A 22,198-nucleotide genomic window follows, 5' to 3' on the forward strand; every position below is an offset into this window, starting at 1 on the left:
ACGAAATTCTATTAATTTTATGAGGATTCGTACGATGAAAAAAAATGTCAAAAAAGTGGTTTTAGCATACTCCGGAGGACTTGATACCAGTATTATTTTAAAATGGCTCCAAGACGAGTACCAATGTGAGGTCGTCACGTTTACCGCCGACATCGGTCAAGGCGAAGAGTTGGAACCGGCACGCAAAAAAGCGATCTCTTTGGGCATTAAACCCGAAAATATTTTTATCGAAGACTTAAAAGAAGAGTTTGTAAGAGATTACGTTTTCCCGATGTTTAGAGCCAACGCGATTTACGAAGGAGAGTATCTTTTGGGTACGTCTATCGCGCGTCCTTTAATCGCAAAACGCCAAGCGCAAATCGCGGCAATGGTCGGAGCCGATGGCGTAAGTCACGGTGCAACGGGTAAAGGAAACGATCAAGTACGCTTCGAGATGGGTTATCTTAGTATGAATTCCGATCTTGTGATTATCGCTCCTTGGAGAGAATGGGATCTAAATTCACGCGAGAAATTATTGGCGTATGCCGAGAAAAACGGTATCAGCATTGAGAAAAAGCCGGGTAAATCGCCTTATTCGATGGATGCGAATTTATTGCATATCTCTTATGAAGGATTGGTGCTTGAAAATCCTGCCGCCGAACCGGAAGAAGACATGTGGCGATGGACGGTAAGTCCCGAAAAAGCACCCGATCAATCCGAAGTGATTGAACTCACGTACGAGAAAGGCGATCCGGTCGCACTTAACGGCGAAAAGCTTTCTCCTGCAACGATGCTTTCTAAGCTCAATACTCTTGGATGCAAACACGGCATCGGACGTATCGATATCGTCGAAAATCGCTTTGTCGGTATGAAAAGTCGAGGTTGCTACGAAACTCCGGGCGGTACGATTATGCTTCGTGCCCACAGAGCGATCGAGAGCATTACGTTAGACCGTGAAGCGGCGCATTTTAAAGATGAGTTGATGCCGCGCTACGCGAAAACAATTTACAACGGCTTTTGGTTTTCGCCCGAACGCGAAATGATGCAAGCGGCGATCGATAAATCGCAAGAAGGCGTCAACGGCACGGTAAGATTGAAACTTTACAAAGGTAACGTGTCGGTCATCGGCAGAGATTCTAAAACCAACAATCTCTTCAACGAAGCCTTTTGTACCTTTGAAGAAGATGAAGTTTACAACCAAAAAGATGCGGCGGGGTTTATTAAACTCAATGCGCTTCGTTTTATTATTAGCGGTAAAAATAGAAAAAAACAAGGAAATTAAGGCATTACAATGCCGATGATCTCCGAAAGATACGTCGATGAGTCAATTATATCTGCAAGAGATTGAAAGAAGCCACGAAATAAGTCCGGAAGAGTTACATGTACTTCTTCTAGCAAGGGCAAAAGGTCGTGTTTCGTTTTGGTTAATCGATGTTCGCGAGAAAAACGAGTATACGGCATCGAGTATTAAGGGAACCGACGGCGTGTTCCCGACCTCGACGCTACATACGCAACTCAATGCGATCTTTAAATTACAAGATCGTTTAGTGATTTTTTACTGCACGAATGCACGCCGAACCTTTCGTTTGATTCCGCGCCTCAAACGTATGGGTTTTACCAAAATAGCGCACCTTAGCGGCGGAATTATCGAATACGGCGGAGAGAAATTGAAAAACGCTCCTCTGCCTTCTAGCATCAATCATAAGGAGACACTATGAAAGTTTTATTAATTAAAGACGTCAAAGATTTAGGAAAAAAAGGCGAAATTAAAGAGGTCAAAGACGGTTACGGTCAAAACTTCCTTATCGGCAAAGGGTTTGCCCTTTTAGCGACAAACGAAGTTATGCGCAAATACGAAGCGGAACAACGAAAAAAAGCTGCCGCACAAGAAGAAGAGATCGCTAACCTCAAAGCGATACAAGCGAAATTGGCAACGCTCAAATTGACCGTCAAGCGTAAACTCGGGGCAAACGGTAGCCTTTTCGGTGCCGTTACCAAAGATGAAATTGCGCACGAACTTAAAACGCAACACGGTATTGAAATCGATAAAAAAACCGTCGAAATTGATCAAGCGATCAAAACGACGGGCAATTTCGACGTCAGCATCAAATTAGGACACGGCATTCACGCCCTCTTGTCCCTTATTATTATCGGAGAGTAAGATTAATGTTTGAAGCAACCACCATTCTTGCATGTCGAGGCGAAAACAAAGCGGTCATCGGCGGCGACGGACAAGTCACGTTCGGCAATACGGTGCTTAAAAACAACGCCACCAAAATTCGCAAACTCTACAACGGTAAAGTCTTAACGGGCTTTGCCGGAAGTACCGCCGACGCTTTCAACCTTTTTGACATGTTTGAAACGATTTTAGAACAAAAAAAAGGCGACTTATACAAATCGGTGATCGAATTTTCCAAAGAGTGGCGCAAAGACAAGATGTTGCGTCGGCTGGAAGCGATGATGATCGTGCTTGATTGCGATCATATCTTTATTTTAAGCGGTACCGGCGACGTGGTTGAGCCCGAAGACGGGAAAATAGCGGCAATCGGCAGCGGCGGAAATTATGCCATTGCGGCGGCTCGCGCTCTGGATAGGCACGCGAAACTCGACGAAGAGACTATCGTCCTTGAGAGCCTTAAAATCGCAAGCGAATTGTGCATCTACACCAACGATCGTATTAAAACGTTTGTTTTAGAAAAGAGTGCTTCATGAATTTAACTCCCAAACAAATCGTTGCCTATTTGGATGAGTACATTATCGGTCAAACCAACGCGAAAAAAGCTATTGCCATCGCCCTTCGTAACCGATACCGAAGGCTTTTGCTTGAAGGCGACATGGTCGATGAAGTTATGCCGAAAAATATTCTCATGATCGGCTCTACGGGTGTAGGCAAAACCGAGATTGCGCGGAGAATGGCAAAAATGCTCTCTTTACCTTTTGTTAAAGTGGAAGCTAGTAAATACACCGAAGTCGGTTTCGTCGGTCGAGACGTCGAATCGATGGTTCGCGACTTAATGATGGCTTCGATCAATCTAGTGAAAGCAGAGCATCGAGAGAAAAATCAAGAAACCATCGCCTTACATGTCGAAAAAATTATTATCGAAAAATTGCTTCCGCCGCTTCCCAAAGGCGTGAGCGAAGAAAAAAAAGCCGAATACGAAAGAAGCTTTGAAAAAATGCGCCAAAAACTTCGCGACGGAGAATTGGACGAACTCAAAATCGAAATCGAACTTTCGCAAGGCAATAACGATTTGGGCGACTCCTCCTTACCGCCGGAAATGGTCAAAGTGCAAGAGTCGTTTATTAAAATTTTAGGTACGGGGCAAAGTTCAATCAAAAAAGAGATGAGCGTTAAAGATGCAAAAGAGGCGTTGAAACTCGAAGCGAGCGAAAAATTACTCGATATGGAAGCAATTAAAAGCGAAGCAAGAGACCGCGCTCAAAACGGCGGTATTATTTTTATCGACGAGATCGATAAAATTGCCGTCAGTGCTTCTCAATCGAACCGCAGCGATCCAAGCAAAGAAGGCGTTCAACGCGATTTATTACCCATTGTCGAAGGCAGCGACGTTACGACGAAATTCGGTACGATTAAAACCGACCACGTTCTTTTCATTTCGGCAGGTGCGTTTCACTTAAGCAAACCGAGCGATTTGATTCCCGAATTGCAAGGACGATTTCCGCTACGCGTCGAGTTGAATGCCTTAAGCGAAGAGGTTCTTTACCAAATATTAACGCAACCTAAAAATTCGCTCCTTCGTCAATATCAAGCGTTACTCAAAACGGAAGGCGTCGAGTTGGTTTTTGAAGAAGAAGCGATTCGCGCTATTGCGAAAATTGCGCAAACAACCAACGAAAGAACCGAAGATATCGGTGCTAGGAGATTGCATACCGTCATTGAAAAAGTATTGGAAGAGATCAGTTACAGTGCCGACGAACATCAAGGCGAGACCCTTTACGTCACAAAAGAGTTGGTACACCAAAAATTAGATGCTATCGTTGAGAACGAAGATAGCAGTCGCTATATTTTATAAAGTAGGATTATGATAAAACCTCTTAAAACAAAAGCCGGCTTTGTTGCCGTTGTCGGACGCCCCAATGCCGGTAAAAGCTCTCTACTCAACTGGCTTATCGGTGAAAAACTTGCCTTGGTTTCGCATAAAGCCAATGCAACGCGCAAGCGACTCAATATGATCGCCATGCATGAAAATGCTCAAATTATCTTTATCGATACGCCGGGTATCCACGAGCAGGAACGACTCCTCAATCAATTTATGCTCGAAGAAGCCATGAAGGCGATGGGCGATTGCGATCTTATTTTGTTTCTAACGCCCGTTACCGATACCCTGCAACACTACGCGGATTTTTTAACTTTAACCAGGCCTGACGTACCGCACATCGTTCTTTTAACCAAAACGGATACCGTTTCGCAAACGGTACTATTGGATAAAATAACACAATATCAAACCTATCAAGACAAATTTGCGGCCTTAATTCCCGTTTCCGTAAAAAAAGGAATCTCACAATCCTATCTTTTAGAGACGATTAGTCGATTTATTCCGGAACATCCTTACTTATACGATCCGGAAATATTGACGACGGAACGTTCTCGCGATATTTATAAAGAGCTGATTCGCGAAGCGATTTTTGAATACACGAGCGATGAAGTGCCCTACTTTTCAGATGTTTTAATCGATAAAGTCGAAGAAAAAGAGTCAATCGATCATATTTATGCTACTATTGTCGTCGATAAAAAGAGCCAAAAGGGTATTATTATCGGAAAAGAAGGGCAAACGCTCAAAAGAATCGGCTCTCATGCCCGTCGATTAATTGAAGAATTGTCACAAAAACGTCTCTTTTTGAAACTTGTCGTCGTTGTAAAGCAAGGCTGGAGTCAAGATAAAGAATTATTGAAGAAAATAGGTTATATAGTAGAATAAAGTAACAATAACAAATTATGATATAATTGTTGTACAATGATTAATTTTTAAAATAAAAGGGGTTTTAAAAATGTCCATAACAGAGGATAGACGTTACAGTTCGCAAATCGTCTCCATCGACCCTTCATCTCTTGTCTCATATGCGTATTCGAAAAATGAAATCAAACTGAATAAACTTGAAAAAAGCGATAAAAATGCATTTTTTATCTCTTATCTTTACGCACGGGATATGATTAGCGCAACGATCGATATTAGTCGAAATATTCCCGATAGCGATCTTAAAGACGCTATCGAAATCAAAGTGTATGATGAGTTGGCGCTAGATACATCCGTAGAATATACGATTACGTATAGCGAAACGGATTCCAAAGATACTAAAAATCGCTCATTTAACGTTTTTATCGTCGATGCTGCGTTAATTGACGCTAAATTATCCCCGATCAAAGAAAAAACACGCTATATCGATTACGTGACGCCGGCTCCCTTTTTAATCAAAGCGTTATACTCTAAAAATTTACTTGAACCGGACGGTACGCACTGTTTCGTCTATTTTCAAAAAAACGACGCCTTTTTAGCTATTTATAAAGGCGGCGAATATATTTATTCCAAGTCTTTGCATTATTCTTTAAAAGAAATTAATGAAAAATTTTGTGAACTTATCGGCGAAAGAATCGATGAAGAAGACTTTTATAAGTTACTCGTCAATGAAGGACTTCGTGCAACCAACAGCCAACACCAACAAAGCCTCATGCAACTTTTCGGAGAAATTTTCCTCTATATTAACGATGTTTTAGTTTTTTGTAAACGATCTTACAACATCGATTATATCGATAAAATTTTTTTAGGTTCCGAAATAGGAACATTTTCGGGAATTGACGAGTATGGAAGAAGTTATTTGGGATTGGAATCGTTTGAATTTAATTTTAGTATCGCCATCAATTCTAAAGAGTGGTATATCGATCAAATTCATATTTTGATGATGCTCAGTGCACAACTTTCTTTTGAAAACCATGATGATCGACTTAATTTTTCGATTTTTAAACGCCCTCCTCCGCTAAAATATCGACCGGTAGGACAACTTTTAGCGATTTTAGCGGCCAGTTTGATTGTGAGTCTTGTTTATCCCGCCTATCAATTTGCTTATCACTCTTTTTTAAGTTTACAAACGGCACAAAATACCAACGCATACAATACGCTTTTACAAAAAACTTCTAAAATTCGTCAAGATATTGCGGCATTGAAAATAGAAAAAGAGAAAGTGGATGTTCTTCTCAAAGACGAAACGGCAAAATTTGAATTTAGAAAAAAATTGCTCTCGGAAATTTATCGTAAAAAAATCTCTTATCCGATGAAAGCCGCCATGCTTCTTGAAATATTTCAACTTTCCAACCAAAGCGGAAGCAAAGTTGAAAACATTGTTTTTAAGAACCAACAACTCACGGTATCCATTCAAAATAGAAGCGAGAAAAAAATCACGGAATTTATCCAAGACCTTACCGAACTTAAAAAATATAAAATCAATACCGATAAAATAGCCCAAGACGATACAGGTAAATTGTATAGCAGCAACATTTCAATAGGATTGCATGATGAATAGCCTTGATTCACTCTTTGATAAAATTGATGCTTTTTTTGATGGAAAGAAAAAAAATGAAACGTATCTGATCTTTTTAATGCTTGCTTCCGTTGTCGGTTTTATAGTCTATAGTTATCTTTTTCCGATCACGGAATCCATGTTAAAACAATCATTACGAACCGCGCAAGAAACCGAAAAAAAGCTTAAAGATGAACAATCGTATCTAGCTTCCGTTTCAAAAGACGGCAATGAAAATTTTTTAATTGCTAAAATCAAATCCGACATTGAGCATTCTAAAATCCTACTTGAAAAAGCAACGTACACGAACGCTTATGTCGATACGAAATTAAAAGAGCTTTCCTACCTTCTTTTTAACGATGAAAATTGGGCAAAATTCTTAAATTCTATCACACAATTGGCTCAAAAATATGCCGTACGCATCAAAGTCATCGAAAATAAAATCAATGAACCGAGTTTACAAAAAATTGAACAGATACTCTCTTTAAAAGTTGATTTTAACGGTCCTTTCGTCAACACGATGAAATTTATGAATGCCATTGAGGAAAGTGAATTAGTCGTCGATATTTACGAGTTAAACTGCACAGGAAAGAAAAATATTGAAGGACAATTGAACATTGCCGTTTGGGGGATGAAATATTGAAAACAGTGTTATCAATTATCGTCATGACATGTACGATCGTAGCGGTGATCGAAGCAAAAAGCAATCTAACGTTAAACGATGAAGTCAAAACGTACGATACTATTTTTGAGAAGATCGCAGAAAAAAGAATCGGTGCGAATATTCTTCTTTTGGATACATTGGGGAACCCTTTTGTTTCACTTTCATCCGATTTAAATGTCTCGGAACATAACGCATCATCAAAAATAGAAACCTTTACGCTCGAAGCCACCTTTGAGGCAAAAGCAAAAATTAACGGTATATGGTACGGGAAGAATGATGATGTTGGAGCGTATAAACTGGTAAGAGTTACACGTAATAGCGCCCTATTACAAAACGACAATGATAAAAAAGAACTTTTTATAAGGACGAAAGATGAGAGTAATGTTAAAATTTTTGCCAAATAATATTATTGCATGTATGGCAATTATAGCGTTTTTACTGTCTCCCGTTTTGGCGGTCGATAAAGCAAAAACGTGTGAACATCGTACTTTTAATATCAAAACCAATAATAAGGCGACGGGTGCGGAATTGCTAACCGAATTGGCCGACGTATGCGATTTTAGTATTGTCGTGAAAGACACGGAAGCAGAAAAAATTCTAGCAAAAAATTTAAACGGTATCAATATTAAAAATCTCTCTTTGGACGAAGTCTTTCAAATTGTTCTTAACGATAATGACCTTTTCTATACCTATGATAAAAATTTTCTAAAAATTTCGGCACTCTCAACAAAATCTTTTAAAGTCGATTATATTTCATCCGTTCGTGAAGGCAAAGCGGTTATTAATGCTTCGGTAGACGCTACACCTAAAGAAGTCGGTAGCAACGGTACATCGAGCGGGGCAAACCTTAGTACCAATCAAAACACCATTTCCTCTAACGAATCTTTTGATTTTTGGAAAACAATTTCAAGTGAGCTTATGTCTGTTTTAAATACGGGAGCAGAATCCTATACCGCACAAACGCCTATTATTAACGCCAGTGCCGGTATCATTACCGTAACGGCGACAAAAAAGCAACTCAATCGTGTTGCCGAATATATTGACTTACTCAAAGAGCGATTGCATAAACAAGTACTTATCGATGTTTCGATCTTGTCCGTTGCATTAAGCACAAGCAATAAAACAGGCGTTGATTGGAGTAAATTCCAACTTAGCATTAACAGTACGTCTATGTTTAATAATAGTAATAATTTAAATGCCTACCATAAAGAGCCTTATGCCCAAGTTGGAGCCAATGACTCTCTAACGGGGAATAGTGCCGTGATGAATAACTTAACCGTTGTTAACGATGCCGTCTTTTCAATCTCCGGTCTCGTTGATTTTCTTGCCTCTAATGGAGATACGCGTGTCGTATCCAGTCCGAAAGTTTTAACAATGAATAATCAACAAGCCCTCATCACGGTAGGAGACAACATTAATTATCGTGTACCTGAAGATACGACCAACACGGCAACAACGACATCAACATTAACGACTACCTATACTAATTATTCAATTTTTATAGGTATTTTGCTCAATATTACACCTGAAATATCTGAAGACAATGAAATTATTTTACGAATCAACCCTTCGGTGAGTAACTTTAAATATTCTGACGATGATACAAAAACAACCAATCCTCGTGAAATTGCTCCGGACACGACCGAGAAAAAACTTTCAACAGTTGTAAAAGTTAAAGATGGTAGTACGATTATTCTCGGCGGACTCATAGCCAATACCAAAGGCAAAGAAGCAAGTAACGTCCCAGTTCTCAGTAGTATTCCTTTGTTAGGCGAAGCCTTTAAACACTCTGCCGACACGATTAGTACCACAGAGCTTGTTTTTGTTATTACCCCACGTATTATCGGAGCTAAAGGAACGGATAAAACAACACTTAAAGATCTCGGGTATAGTCAAAAAGTCTATGAACAGCCATTACAGTGATCTCAAATCCATCTTTGTCGATGGAGAAGTATTTGACTATATTAATTTAGACAAAGCGGCACTGACGTACGATAAATTGATACAAACGTTGGATAAGCCTTTAAAACTTATTTTGTTTTACGGTAAACCGGGAACAGGAAAAACGTTTTTATTGCAAAAAATCTATAATGATTTACGCCAAAAAAAGCGTATTATTTTTTTCCCGAGACCTTTTTTCGACGAAAAAGTTTTTATTAAAGCTTTATACGAAGCAACGTTTGGAAAAGCTTCTCCGGAATTTTCCAATTATAATGAGTTTTTAGCCTTAGTGGGAAAACACATCACTTCTCCCGAACAAGGTATTACCGTTTTAATCGATGAAGCACAACTCTATCCGACGGATCTGATTGAAAAAATCCGCCTAATGGCCGATTCGAGACTTTTTAAATTTCTTTTTACGGTTCATAAAACGGAAAAAGAAGACGTTCTTGCTAAAGATTATTTTCAAACGCGTATTTGGGAAACAATTGAAATCGATAATGCTTCTTTAAATGAAATTAAAACCTATATCGAAAAAAAATTATTGTTTCATAATCGTTTTGAGTATCTCAATTTATTCAAAGAAAAACATTATAAACTGATTGCACACCTTACCTCAGGTAATTTGCGAACTATCAACAAATTGATGTATAAACTCTTTGAAATTTTAGAGTATTACGATCAACATAAACCCTCTTTAATTAAAGCCAATGCTTTACATATCAAATATATTGAGATGGCTGGAATTAGCCTAGGAATGATTCATGCTTAGCCATTCTGAAATCAACGAGCTTGAGAAAAAGCTATCGAAATACCGATTAAAAAGAACATTATTCTACGGTGGAACGATTTTAATAGGCATCTCTGTTGTCGCCACGCTCGCTTTACTTTTCTTTCTTTATCGCTCAGATGCCTCAAAACCTCAAGAAGTTCAAACACCGCATGAAACTACTATACGAGAAAAAGAAAACAACGCTAGCAGTACATTAACATCCGTTCTTGCAGTAGAAAATAATATGACAAAGACGGAAAACACAATTCCGGATAAGCATCAGGAACAATCAAAAGAAGAAATTTTGCGCTTACGCCTCCCGGATACATTAAACAAAACGTCCACATCGGATAAAAAAGCTTATACTCCACCGCCCGAAGACTTCGATACACCGCCTCTCAAAAAGAAAGCAGAAAACGAATTGGATTTGCCGGTATTAAAACGTAACGGTAACAGTGAAGAACAAACGTTTTATCGAAATAAAGAAGAACAAATCGACGCTACGCTATTGCCTCCGCCTCCTCCGCTAGAAGAGACTAAACCCAAAGGCGTTATTAAAATAGAAAGCCAAGAGATCAATTCGATTTCATATTTGAAAGAAAAATTCGATACGACACATAATATCGTCTTTGCTTTAATGTTGGCAGAAGAGTATTATTTAAGTAAAAACTATGTTGAGAGCAATAAATGGGCATTAATCGCTAATAATCTTGATGCCGAAAATGAAAAAAGCTGGATTTGGTTTGCTAAATCCAAGCTCAAGCTAGGACAAAAAGAAGATGCTATTTTAGCACTAAAAACGTATTTAAAAAACACAAAATCACAAGCGGCGCAAAGTTTGCTCAACCAAATTACCTTGGGAGAACCGATTCAATAACGTTTTTACGCTATAAGCAAATTCTATAATACACACAAAGAAATGAAAAGGTAGCGGTGCAGAAGCATGAGTGATATTACGACGACTTTATTAACATACTTAATCCAAAACCGTATCATTGACGAAAATACGGCTCATAGAATTCAAGATGAAGCAAAACAAAACGATCAAAAAGCTTTAGGCGAAATTTTACTTGAAAATCGTTTTTTTACCAAAGAAGATCTTTTCATCTTAGTAATCGAATTTTTTAAAAAAGGATATGTGTCTCTTGAAGACGTTAACAGCAATTTTGCCATAGAAAGTGAGAGATTTTTACAGGCATTGGCAAAAAATTTAAGTTATGAGTATTTGGATCTAGATTCGATCGATATCGACTACCGACTCGCTTCTAAGTTACCCTTCCCTCAACTTAAAAAATATCAAGCTTTGCCGATCCGTGAAGATGAAATTAATATCTTTGTGGCACTCAAAGACCCAATGGATATTCATGCGCAAGAAGGCGTACAACGACTGTTCCCGCGTAAGCTTCTAAAAATTATTATTGCCGATCCCGTTCAAATCGATAAATACCTCATTAAAATAGAATTGGGAGAGAGTATTAAAGGGCTTATCGGCGAAATTCGAAAAGAGATTACTTCCAGTGCCGTCGAAAATCCACAAGAATCTTCCGGTATTCTCAAACTCATTGAAATTATCTTAAAAACCTCGATCTTAGCAAGAGCTAGTGATATTCATATCGAACCGACCGAAAACAATTGTATCGTCCGAAGCAGGATCGACGGTATGCTAACGGAAACATTTATTTTCGATAAAGACATTTATCCTCCCTTAGCATCTCGTATGAAACTCCTTTCTAATATGGATATTGCGGAAAAAAGAAAACCTCAAGACGGACGTTTTTCGGCAACCATTTTAGGAAGAGAGTATGATTTTAGGATTTCAGCACTTCCAACCATTAACGGCGAGTCTATCGTTATTCGTATTTTAGACAAGTCCAAAGTGATGATAAAAATTGAAGATTTAGGAATGCATCCGAAAAATTATGCCAAATTTTCGCAATCAATGCGTTCACCTTACGGTATTATTTTTGTTACGGGACCTACGGGAAGCGGTAAAACAACAACGCTTTATGCGGCTCTCAATGCGATTAAAAGCGTACAAACCAAAATTATTACCGTAGAAGATCCGGTGGAGTACCAGCTCAATTTAACGCAACAAGTACAGGTAAACGAAAAAGCTAATCTCACCTTTGCTTCGGCGTTGCGTTCTATCTTGAGACAAGATCCCGATATTATCATGATCGGCGAGGTGCGCGATACCGAAACGCTTCGAATTGCCGTTCAAGCTGCATTAACGGGTCACCTTGTTTTTTCAACGCTCCACACAAACGATGCCATCAGTGCCGTTACAAGGGTGGTCGATATGGGAATTGAGTCTTATTTAATTAGCGGTTCTTTAATTGCTATCGAAGCTCAAAGACTCATACGAAAACTTTGTCCTTATTGTAAAAGCAAATACACGCTGCCCAAAACGGCGCACGATGAGATTCGCGACATGTTACCGCCGACGTATCAATTTTACAAAAATAACGGTTGCGAAAAATGTGCCCAGACGGGATACCTCGGAAGAGAAATGATCTCTGAGATTCTCGTCATTAGTGAAAAAATTTCAAGTATGATTGCACAAGGTGCTAGCAAAAGTGAAATAAAAGAACAGGCACTCAAAGAAGGTTTTATCGACATGTACCAAGACGGTATTATACGTGCGGCAAACGGTGTAACCACATTTGACGAAATTGCAAGGGTGGCAAAAGGATGAAATATTTTGAAGTGAATTACCTTTCCAAAGGTAAAAAAAGTAAAACGATTATTAAGTCTCCCAATAAACACGATGCCATTGCGATCGCCAAGATAAAAATTCCGGGCATTATCGTCAATGTCAAAGAGACTTCCGCGCCGTTAGAAGATCAGTTAAGTGCCTTTAAAGATCAATTTTTAAATACGATCTTACGTAAAAAAGTCAAAATGACAAGTTTAATTGCCGCGATACGCCAATTAAGCGTTATGACGAATGCAGGAATTTCAATTCACGACAGCGTTAAAGAAGTTGAGGCGGCAACGGTCGATAAAACGCTGAAAGAGATTTTTTCAAGCGTTAACGACGATCTTAACTCCGGTTTGAGCCTAACGCAGGCATTAATGCCTTATCGTGAAACCGTCGGAGACGTAACGATTGCTTTGGTGGAATTAGGTGAAAGTACCGGTAATATGGCGGAATCTTTGGCAAAACTTGCCGATATTTTAGAGGAAATCGAAGAAAACAGGCAAAAATTTAAAAAAGCCATGCGCTATCCTATTACGGTCGTGATAGCCATTGCGATCGCCTTTACGATTTTGATGGTTTACGTCGTTCCGAAATTTAAAGACATCTTCTCTAAACTAAAAGCAGACTTGCCTCTTCCGACCAAGATCTTACTCTTTATGGAACAGATGATTAACCAATACGGTTTATACCTTTTAGCCGGTATTATCGGTACGATTATCTTGTTCAAATACCTTTTAAATAATAACGAAGAGTTTAAGAAAGGATTTGATAGGTATATTTTAAAGACTTACTTGATCGGCGACATTATTTTTTATGCAACCTTGAGCCGTTTTTGCCTTGTCTTTACCGAACTGATTCGTGCGGGTATTCCGATTGCCGATGCATTGGACACTTCATTGCTTACACTTGACAATACGCATCTTAAAAAAAGGCTTTCCGCCGTTAAAGTTTCGGTACAACGCGGTATATCGCTTACCGAAGCTTTTCGAGATACGGCTCTTTTTGAGGGGATGCTCGTTCAGATGATTCAAGCGGGTGAGCAAAGCGGTACGTTGGACAAAATGTTGGAGAAAGTGACGTTGTATTTAAAATCGCGCTTTAATCAAATTATCGACAATATCGCAAGTTATATTGAGCCTATTTTATTGGGATTTATTGCGGGAATGGTTCTTTTGATGGCATTAGGTATTTTTATGCCGATGTGGGATATGGCAAAAGCGGTTAAAATGAATTAAGAGACTTCACAAAGCAAAAGCTTTGTGAAGTTTACGTCTTAGAACTCTTTGGGAATAGCGCATTCGAGCGTATCTGAAAACTTCTCTTGTGCCAGATCAATCAACTCTTTTTGCGTCAAGTGCGCAATAAGGCACAATGCACCTAGCTTTTTACACCATAGCCTTTCAATTTTGATTTTATAATCGGCTTCTTTGATTTTAGTCGAAATGCTCCAACTGCGAATACTCTTTTTTTCTTTATACCCTAGTACGTTTAAAATTTCTTTATCGTCGACTTTATGATCGATGCATGAGCGTAAATGAGCTTCGTTAAGCCCCAATCGCCAAGCCTTATAGCCTAAAACAAGTGCGCGAGCACGTTCGGGGTTATTGGTTTTGACTTTATCAAAACTAGCACCGAAATACTTCAGTGCAACAATAATGTCTTTTGCTTTAAAAATTTTCTCTTTTTCCGCAAATTTCGGTGCAATCGTTTCTTGCAATGATAATCCTTCTTTTAAAATGGCCAAATAGTTTCCATAAATTTACTACCCCACGGCTTGGTCGTCGTTTGATCGATATCCCCTTCCGTCTTGTAGAGTATTTTGGCATCGGCAATGTATTTCGAATCAATGTTATTGTATTGATCGATATCGTACGGTCGAATGACGCCGCTAACTTGAATAATCTGCTTTTCTCCGTTTAAAAGCAGTTCCCTGCTTCCTTCGATAAAGTAATTTCCGTTATTTAACACTTTAATAATACGTGCGGAAATCGTCGTGGCAAAACTTTCGTTACGCGTTGAGCTTCCCGTTCCCGTAAACGAATTATTGGATCCGGCCGTAAAGCCGATATTGCCCAATTTATTTACCTGATTCGATACGCTTCCCATCACTCCACCTCCGGCAGCCGTCGTAATACCGGCATTTAAAGCATCCGATCCTTCCTTGGTTAATGCTTTTTTCCCGGTAGAAGTTTGAGCCGTTTTTTCCGTAATCGTCACCGTTACGACGTCGTTAACGTTCATCGCTTTACGATCGGAAAAGAGAGGATTTTCCCCTTGACCGAAAAGACTTCCCGGATTTGAACCCATATTTTCATTAACGCGCGATGGCAATTCGTCGACGTACGCAGGTGCTTGCATTGTAATCCTCGGGTCGGCGGGATGCGAAGAACAACCGCACAAACAAAAAATCGAGACCAAAACCCATATCACCATTTTCATAATATTTTCACTCCGTACGTTTTACTTTGCCGTATCCTATCACACGCCCTAAAAAATGACATGTAATGATGTACATGTAAGGCTTTGACAATACGTTGCCTCTCTTGAGACGCTTGATATGATCTCTATTATATCCAAAAAAAAATTTACGACACGTAAAGTTAACGGCATTTATTTTTTGTGAAAAAATGACTGCTATCTAGAAGTCGTATGTCACCAAACTAAGCTATTCTCGTGCTACGAATATGATGTAATATATCTTCAGAACGCTTTAGATTACTTTTAAGATACTTAGCGTTACTATTGGTATACGGTCTATCGTTGTTAACAAAAGGAGCAAGTCTTACATGTTTAGTTTTTTACATTCATCGGCCGAAACGGCGTCTCAAAAAATGCCCTCCGCGCTTTTAGATTCTCTTGTTACGCTCAACTTTCATGAAAACGAAATTACGAGCACTTTAAATGCACTCTCGTTTATTCCGAAGGTGGCTTTAGGTTTTGTATCGCCGGCATTAGACTTTAACGCGATTGCTTCGAAGCTTAAAGCGACGCTTCCTCCTAATACGACCTTAATACTTTCCACGACGGCGGGAGAATTGTGCAGTTGTGCACTTCATCAAAATGCCGCTTCTTCTTCGTTGTACTCTTCCGCGAATGCCGGAGAAGGAGACAATATCGTTTTAATGCTTTTTTCGGAGCAAATGGTCAGTGATGTCTTTGTCGCCTCCGTTGCCTTAAAAAGCGAAGATATCGGGACGAGTAAAAAATCAACGCTTGAGCGCGTTAAAAGTATCGAAGAAGAGATTAAAAAAATTCGTATTCCTTTTAAAATGCGTTTTGATGATACTATCGGTTACACTTTGATCGACGGATTGAGCGCTAGTGAAAGTTTTTTTATGGAAGCGATCTACAACGTCGCCAAATTTCCCTGTCTTCTCATCGGCGGGAGTGCCGGCGGCAAGCTCGATTTTCAAAATACCTACATATATGACGGAACGCGAACTTTGCGTCACCATGCCGTCGTTACTTTTATCAAATTGTCGCCGCAGTTTCGTTTCGGTGTTTTTAAAAGTCAAAATTTTAGAAAAACTTCGACGTCATTTAGCGTTTTATCCGCAAATCCGCTCGCGCGTTCGGTTCATACCTTCTTAGACCGTCGTACCAATACTGGAATCGGCGTTGTTGCCGCTTTAAGCGACCATTTTAAATGCGCCGTCGACGCTTTAAACGACAAACTTGCCAATTATACCTTCGGTATCGAAATTAACGGCGAAATTTATATCCGTTCCGTCGCTTCCATCGATACGATCAACGATACGATACATTTTTATTGTGACATCGAAGCGGGAGAAGAACTTTTATTGCTGGAAAAGACGGATTTCGTGCAGACGACGCAACAAGACTATGCGCAATTTAGCCGCAACAAACCAAAACCTATCGGGGCGATTTTTAACGATTGTATCTTAAGGCGTTTATGCAATGCCTCGGAAATTCATCGCCTTTCCATTTTCAAAGAGGTTCCAGTCGCCGGCTTTTCGACGTTCGGAGAACTTTTGGGCGTCAATATCAACCAGACCTTAAGTGCTATTTTCTTTTACGCTCTTGATCAAAACGTTTTTGAAGACGACTACGTCGAAAATTTTGTGCAAAAATACGCCGGATTTAAAAGCTACTTTTTGCAACGAAAAATCAATCGCCAAACGATGATCCAAGCCATTTATAAAGCGATGTTGGATCAGATGAAGCACAGTATGCCCGTACTTCAAAACATCGGTAACGTTCTAAGCCAAGCGGTCGGTTCTATCAATGCGATCGAAGACAATCTCGGGCATGTCGAACAAGAGTTTGGACTTTTTGCCTCGAGTATGGAAAAAGGAAGCGTCGATAACGCTAATCTTGTGATCGATATTGAAAATTTAACCAACAATGTACGCGATATTCGCGTTGTTTTAAGTGTTATTTCCGATATTGCCGATCAAACCAATTTGCTTGCGCTCAATGCCGCCATCGAAGCGGCACGTGCGGGTGAACACGGTCGCGGTTTTGCCGTCGTTGCCGATGAAGTCAGAAAGCTGGCGGAACGCACGCAAAAAAGCCTCTCTGAAACAAATGCTTCGGTCAGTACGATTATTCAAGCGGTCGAAAATATCAGTAAAACAATGGGCGGCGTGAGCAGCGGATTGATGGATGTTTCGTCTAAGAGCGGCACGCTTTCGTCCAATATGGAAAAACTTGCCGAACAAAGCCATACGATTTCCAATGAGTTAAAATCCCAAGCGACCTTAACGCAAACGTTAGGCGAAGAGCTTCAAAAGCTCGGTGTCTACGAAAAAACGCTCGATATTTTACATCGCGATTAAGCCAACACGAGGGTATGATACGCTCTGCCCTCGTTTCTTACATGTACGTTTTAAAGCATAGCTCGCATGGCTTGAGCGGTACGCCGTAAGGAACGATTTTATCGAGTAAGCAGAGCGTACCGTGGTCACATTCATTTCTTCGTATCGTATTTTTCCTCGATAAGGCGGGTGTATTTTTCTTGAAGGTCGATGTATTTGGAAAGAAGTTCATGAAACTTTGCTTCGTAATCGACGTCTGTTTTCCCCTCCTCTTCTACCTTTTTGACAGGTTGTGGCAATGAAGCACTAGGCTGCGTTTGGGAAATACTTTCATCAAGGATATAGTCTTGATCGTCTTTTTTAACGGTTTTCACGTGACCTGCGTTGATTTGTTTGATTACGGCAAACGTGCTCCTTTTATGTTTAACGGCATATTGTTGAATGCTCACAAGGTTGTTCTCGTTCACGACGTTCCTTTTGATAGGTAAAAAACTTCGTGCATATTGTAGCTAAAAAGAAACTCAGGGTATAATGCACGAAAAATTATCAAGGCAAAAACGCATGAATCCGATAGAACCTTTTTTAAAAAAGCAAAACGTGTTGATTTTAGACGGAGCGTTCGGGACGGAGTTGGAACGTCAAGGCTATGACATCAACGATCCGTTATGGTCGGCAACGTTTTTGATGCACAATCCGCGTGCCGTCGCGAAAGTACACGAAGATTACCTCAAAGCGGGAGCCGATTGCGTAACGAGTGCCAGCTATCAAGCCACGTTTGAGGGTTTTATGAAGCGCGGCGTGAGCCGTGAAGAAGCAAAAAAACTGATACAATCCTCGGTGCGTATCGCGCAAGAGACGGTAGCATCGTTTTGGGCAGATGAAGCCAATCGAAAAGACCGTCTCAAACCTTTGGTCGCCGCGTCGGTTGGCCCATACGGGGCGTATTTGGCGGACGGTTCGGAGTTTCGCGGCAACTACGGTTTAAGCCAAGAAATGTTGGAAGCGTTTCATGCCGATCGTTTGGAAGCACTCATTGAAGCCAAACCCGATTTGCTGGCGTGTGAGACGATTCCCTGCCTTTTGGAAGCTAAAGCACTCGCTTCTTTGCTCAAAAACCGCCCGAACGTCTATGCATGGATAAGCTTTAGTGCCAAAGACGGCAAGCACATAAACAGCGGCGAATCGATTCAAGAGTGTGCCAAGGTTTTAAATACGTGCGAGAATATCGTTGCTATCGGCATTAATTGTACCGCGCCGCAGTACATTGAAACGTTGATCGAGCAAATACGCGCCGTCACCCAAAAGCCGATTATCGTCTATCCCAACGGCGGAGCGACGTATAATGCGCTTAGCAAAACGTGGGACGGCGTCTCTCAAAGCGGAATGCATGCTAAAATGGCGTATACTTGGTATCAAAAAGGAGCAAACATTATCGGAGGGTGTTGTCAAACCACGCCTGAGGATATTGCTCAAATCGCCCGATGGGTAAAATATGAAGGAGAAAAAAATGGGCGGATTGCTCAATAACAGCGTTAAAATGGAAAAAGGTTATAAGCTAGCGGGACTTGCGACACAACAAAAGTATACGGTTCCGTATGAAAAAAAACAAGAAAACGTCGGTGCGGTCAACTCCGATAAAGCAAAACCGAGCGACGCGCAAAAAGCTAAGGCAAAAGCCAAAGCCAAACAAGCGAAAAAAGACAGAAAACGCAATCAATAAATTCTTACATGTAAAGGTTTTCCCTTTACATGTAAGGGATGTGATGATAACAAACGCCCGAGTATTTTCACTGCTTTTCTATTCAACAATACCTTTTTCGTACCATTTCCTCAACCATGCATCGAGCGGATACATAAATTTATAAATTGCCGGTACGACCAAAAGCGTCAAAACGGTTGAACTTAAAAGTCCGCCGATAATCGCCAATGCCATCGGAGAGTTGGATTCGTGTCCCGCTCCGTGTCCAAACGCTAAAGGAGCCATCGCTCCGATCATTGCAAACGTGGTCATTAAAATCGGACGTAAACGTTTTTCTCCCGCTTCCAAAAGCGCATCGTCGATGCTTTTTCCCTCTTTGATCGCGCGGTTCGCAAAGTCGACGACCAAAATGGCGTTTTTACCGACCATACCCAACAGCAAGATAATACCGATCATAACAAACAAACTAAAGGCATTACCGCTGAGATACAGCGCAATCATAACGCCCGTAAAAGAGAGCGGCATCGAAATCATAATGATAAACGGTTGAACGACGGATTCGTACAATGCCGCCAAAATAAGGTAAATCAAGATCACGGCAAGTAAAACCGCCGCACCGAAAGCCTTATTGGTATCTTCCATATTTTCAACGTCGCCGGTATAACGGTAACTGTACCCTTTTGGTAAAATAGAAGGCATCTTTTCATTAATCACGGTCACGATCTTATCCAACGACGTGTTGTAAATATTGGCGGTGACAAGCACTTTTCTTTCACGATCAAATCGGTTGATCGATGCGTTACCCGTTCCCTCTTCCAAGCTTAAAAGTCCTTCAAGTGCCACGAAATTGCCTTCCGCATTGCGTACTTTGAGCTTTTTCAGATCTTCCAAAGATTTACGATAATCGTCGTTATAGCGCACCGTAATATCAAATTGTCGGCCGTTGTCTTCAAAGTAGGAAACGGCACTGTCGCTTGAATACGCCGATGCCAACACCGAAGCGATCTCTTTAACGCTAACGCCGACACGTTGGGCATTTTCACGTAAAATAGAGACTTTAACTTCAGGTTTTCCGTCTTCAAAATCGCGGTCGATATCGACGATACCTTGGGTCTGCTTTAAAACGTCCATCAGCTTACGCGAAGCGCTATCAAGCTCTTCGAGGCTATCTCCGGTAATGACGACTTGTACGGGTGCCGTTGTTCCGCCCGTGTCGAAATCGTCGACTTTTTCCACTAAAATCGTAAAATCTTGATACGTTTTCAGCTTATCGCGATAGAACTGAATAATCTGTTCTTGCGTTCGCGTACGTTCGGCAACGGGTTTTAATTTGGCATAGAATTTAGCTTTGTGAATCTCTTTTGCGGAGTTATAGCCGATCGAAGAGATCGAATAAACAATGTCATGATCCTCTTTTAACAAAGCATCGATCGGAGCGATTTTCGCTTTCATCGTTTCCAGATTAATCCCCACGGGTGCTTTAATGACGACTTGAAACTCGCTGTTGTCTTGCATCGGCAAAAAGCTCATACCCACTTTCAACGTCGTCGAAAAAATGAGGACGCCGACGGTAGCAATAATCGTCAACGTTTTAAAGCGTAAAATCGGTTTTAAGATTTTGACGTACGCTTGATCGACGGCTTTTAAAATCGGCTCGGTCGCATAGTAAAATTTACTCTCTTTGGCACTCAAAACTCTAGCACCGACACTGGGAATAAACATGACCGCTACCAGATACGAGATGACGATACCCGCAGCTACCGTCATTGCAAACGAGTTAAAGAACATTCCCACGATGCCGTCCATAAACGCCACCGGAATAAAAACGGCAAGTAAGACGGATGAAATCGCCAAGATCGAAAACGCCACCTCTTTAATACCCTCAAACGAGGCGCGAAAAGGCTCCATGCCCTCTTCCATTTTTTTCATAATATTTTCGATCACAACGATGGCATCGTCGATAAAAATACCGATGGCAAGCGTCAAACCGATCAACGTTAGGCGGTTAAGGTCATAGCCTAAGGCATGAATAATGGCAAACGTTCCGATGACCGAAGTCGGAATAGCAAGTGCCGAAACGACGGTTGCCGTCACGTTGCGTAAAAAAGCAAACACGATGATAATCGATAAAAATGCACCGAAAATCAGGTCGAAACGCACGTTGTTAATATTGATCATAATCTTTTCGGATTGATCTTGAAGCACTTTAATTTCAAATTGATCGCCGGCTAAATGCTGAAGGTGCGGTAAGGCTTTTTTGACGCCGTTAATAATCGTCAACGAGTTTTCGCCCGCAATCTTTTTCACTTCAAGCGTGACGCCGCGTTGGCCGTTGTACGATGAGTAGCTTTTTGCATCGCTGAGTCCGTCTTGAATCGTCGCAACGTCTTTAAGCCGCACGCCCGGTTTGACGAGGATCTCGCCTATTTCATCGAAATTTTGTGCGTCGCCTTCGGCTTTGAGGATGATCTCTTGCGTTTGATCGACCATCTTGCCGGTACCTTGCTTAATATTTTGCTTCGCGATAATCGCACTGACGTCAGAGGAAGAAAGCGCATACTTTGCCAATAAAAACGGATCGATAAAGATGCGGATTTCCCGATCTTGGTAACCGACGATATTGACCTCGCCTACGCCTTTAATGCGTTGCAGTTGGGCTTTGAGCTTTTCGTCGGCTAAGCGCATCAAGGCTTTGGAGTTATCGCCTTTATCGGCAATAAAAAGGCTCACGACCGCGCCGCTTGCACCTAGTTTTTTCACGACGGGTTTATCGACTTCGATCGGTAGATTTAAAGCACCGATTTTGTCACGTACGTCGTTGGTCGCAACGTCAAGATTTTTCGTGAGTTCAAATTGAACGGTCACAACGCTAAATCCTTCGTAACTGGTCGACATCAATTTATCAATACCGTCGACGCCCGAAACCGCTTCTTCGATTTTATCGGTAACTTTCGTTTCCACCGTGGACGGATCGGCACCGTTGTAAGTCGTTTGAATCGTCACGACGGGAAAGTCGACGTTGGGGAAAAGGTTGATCGGCATCGTATTGTACGACATCAGTCCGAAAACGATGAACGTTAAAACACCCATAAGTGTTGTTATGGGGCGATTAATGGATAGTTTATACATA

At 40.8% G+C, this 22,198-nt stretch carries 21 protein-coding genes; 17 read left to right on the top strand and 4 right to left on the bottom strand.

Annotated features, from left to right (window positions below):
• The first annotated feature begins 34 nt into the window (after positions 1–34).
• The 14 genes from UCH003_RS06850 (at position 35) to UCH003_RS06915 (ending at position 13,826) form a co-directional block, all read left to right on the top strand.
• A complete protein-coding gene (locus tag UCH003_RS06850) occupies positions 35–1,261 on the top strand; it encodes an argininosuccinate synthase (protein WP_060825933.1) in 1,227 nt (408 codons plus the stop codon).
• Between the two features lie 37 nt (positions 1,262–1,298).
• Complete coding sequence (locus tag UCH003_RS06855) at positions 1,299–1,697, top strand: rhodanese-like domain-containing protein (protein WP_039674489.1); 399 nt, start codon at positions 1,299–1,301, stop codon at positions 1,695–1,697.
• Positions 1,694–2,140 (top strand): 50S ribosomal protein L9, encoded by a 447-nt coding sequence (gene rplI / locus UCH003_RS06860; RefSeq protein ID WP_039674488.1) that lies wholly within the window; start codon positions 1,694–1,696, stop codon positions 2,138–2,140. Before UCH003_RS06855 ends, rplI begins: the two co-directional genes overlap by 4 nt.
• Before the next feature lie 5 nt (positions 2,141–2,145).
• Positions 2,146–2,691 carry an ATP-dependent protease subunit HslV gene (gene hslV, locus UCH003_RS06865; RefSeq protein WP_039674486.1) on the top strand — a complete coding sequence of 182 codons (546 nt, stop codon included), beginning with the start codon at positions 2,146–2,148 and terminating at the stop codon, positions 2,689–2,691.
• Positions 2,688–4,013: an HslU--HslV peptidase ATPase subunit gene (gene hslU, locus UCH003_RS06870; RefSeq protein ID WP_060825934.1), complete on the top strand. Its 1,326-nt coding sequence runs from the start codon at positions 2,688–2,690 to the stop codon at positions 4,011–4,013. Before hslV ends, hslU begins: the two co-directional genes overlap by 4 nt.
• Positions 4,014–4,022: 9 nt before the next feature.
• Positions 4,023–4,919 (top strand): GTPase Era, encoded by an 897-nt coding sequence (gene era, locus UCH003_RS06875; protein ID WP_060825935.1) that lies wholly within the window; start codon positions 4,023–4,025, stop codon positions 4,917–4,919.
• A gap of 70 nt (positions 4,920–4,989) precedes the next feature.
• Positions 4,990–6,516, top strand: a complete 1,527-nt coding sequence (locus UCH003_RS06880) for a hypothetical protein (RefSeq protein WP_060825936.1) — start codon at positions 4,990–4,992, stop codon at positions 6,514–6,516.
• Positions 6,509–7,156, top strand: coding sequence for a hypothetical protein (locus UCH003_RS06885; protein WP_060825937.1), 648 nt, complete (start codon positions 6,509–6,511; stop codon positions 7,154–7,156). Before UCH003_RS06880 ends, UCH003_RS06885 begins: the two co-directional genes overlap by 8 nt.
• Before the next feature lie 44 nt (positions 7,157–7,200).
• A complete protein-coding gene (locus tag UCH003_RS06890; protein ID WP_144440990.1) occupies positions 7,201–7,581 on the top strand; it encodes a hypothetical protein in 381 nt (126 codons plus the stop codon).
• On the top strand, positions 7,550–9,100 hold the full coding sequence (gene mshL / locus UCH003_RS06895) for a pilus (MSHA type) biogenesis protein MshL (protein ID WP_060825938.1): 1,551 nt from the start codon (positions 7,550–7,552) through the stop codon (positions 9,098–9,100). Before UCH003_RS06890 ends, mshL begins: the two co-directional genes overlap by 32 nt.
• Positions 9,081–9,890, top strand: a complete 810-nt coding sequence (locus tag UCH003_RS06900) for an ATP-binding protein (protein WP_060825939.1) — start codon at positions 9,081–9,083, stop codon at positions 9,888–9,890. Before mshL ends, UCH003_RS06900 begins: the two co-directional genes overlap by 20 nt.
• Entirely contained in the window at positions 9,883–10,767 is an 885-nt protein-coding gene (locus UCH003_RS06905; protein WP_060825940.1) for a hypothetical protein, read from the top strand. Before UCH003_RS06900 ends, UCH003_RS06905 begins: the two co-directional genes overlap by 8 nt.
• A gap of 66 nt (positions 10,768–10,833) precedes the next feature.
• Entirely contained in the window at positions 10,834–12,585 is a 1,752-nt protein-coding gene (locus UCH003_RS06910) for a GspE/PulE family protein (protein ID WP_060825941.1), read from the top strand.
• On the top strand, positions 12,582–13,826 hold the full coding sequence (locus UCH003_RS06915) for a type II secretion system F family protein (protein WP_041961826.1): 1,245 nt from the start codon (positions 12,582–12,584) through the stop codon (positions 13,824–13,826). Before UCH003_RS06910 ends, UCH003_RS06915 begins: the two co-directional genes overlap by 4 nt.
• Positions 13,827–13,864: 38 nt before the next feature.
• Here the strand turns inward: UCH003_RS06915 and UCH003_RS06920 are convergent, their stop codons facing one another.
• Together UCH003_RS06920 and flgH are read right to left on the bottom strand one after the other, a co-directional pair.
• Positions 13,865–14,308, bottom strand: coding sequence for a hypothetical protein (locus UCH003_RS06920; protein WP_039674583.1), 444 nt, complete (start codon positions 14,306–14,308; stop codon positions 13,865–13,867).
• A gap of 14 nt (positions 14,309–14,322) precedes the next feature.
• Entirely contained in the window at positions 14,323–15,030 is a 708-nt protein-coding gene (gene flgH / locus UCH003_RS06925) for a flagellar basal body L-ring protein FlgH (RefSeq protein ID WP_039674466.1), read from the bottom strand.
• A gap of 347 nt (positions 15,031–15,377) precedes the next feature.
• On the opposite strand from flgH, the gene UCH003_RS14040 reads away from it, so the two are divergent.
• A complete protein-coding gene (locus tag UCH003_RS14040) occupies positions 15,378–17,390 on the top strand; it encodes a methyl-accepting chemotaxis protein (protein WP_060825942.1) in 2,013 nt (670 codons plus the stop codon).
• 131 nt (positions 17,391–17,521) lie between these two features.
• Here UCH003_RS14040 and UCH003_RS06935 read toward each other — a convergent pair whose 3' ends face one another.
• The gene (locus tag UCH003_RS06935) at positions 17,522–17,836 is read right to left on the bottom strand and encodes a hypothetical protein (protein WP_060825943.1); all 315 of its coding nucleotides are present in this window, start codon (positions 17,834–17,836) and stop codon (positions 17,522–17,524) included.
• A gap of 94 nt (positions 17,837–17,930) precedes the next feature.
• Between UCH003_RS06935 and mmuM the strand changes: the two genes are divergently transcribed.
• Both mmuM and UCH003_RS06945 read left to right on the top strand, forming a co-directional pair.
• Complete coding sequence (gene mmuM / locus UCH003_RS06940; protein ID WP_060825944.1) at positions 17,931–18,896, top strand: homocysteine S-methyltransferase; 966 nt, start codon at positions 17,931–17,933, stop codon at positions 18,894–18,896.
• Positions 18,877–19,089, top strand: a complete 213-nt coding sequence (locus UCH003_RS06945) for a hypothetical protein (protein WP_060825945.1) — start codon at positions 18,877–18,879, stop codon at positions 19,087–19,089. The genes mmuM and UCH003_RS06945 overlap by 20 nt, the downstream gene beginning before the upstream one ends.
• 78 nt (positions 19,090–19,167) lie before the next feature.
• Here UCH003_RS06945 and UCH003_RS06950 read toward each other — a convergent pair whose 3' ends face one another.
• Positions 19,168–22,197, bottom strand: a complete 3,030-nt coding sequence (locus UCH003_RS06950; protein ID WP_060825946.1) for an efflux RND transporter permease subunit — start codon at positions 22,195–22,197, stop codon at positions 19,168–19,170.
• Position 22,198 lies beyond the last annotated feature (1 nt).

It is taken from the genome of Sulfurospirillum cavolei, from assembly GCF_001548055.1.
Taxonomy (GTDB): domain Bacteria; phylum Campylobacterota; class Campylobacteria; order Campylobacterales; family Sulfurospirillaceae; genus Sulfurospirillum.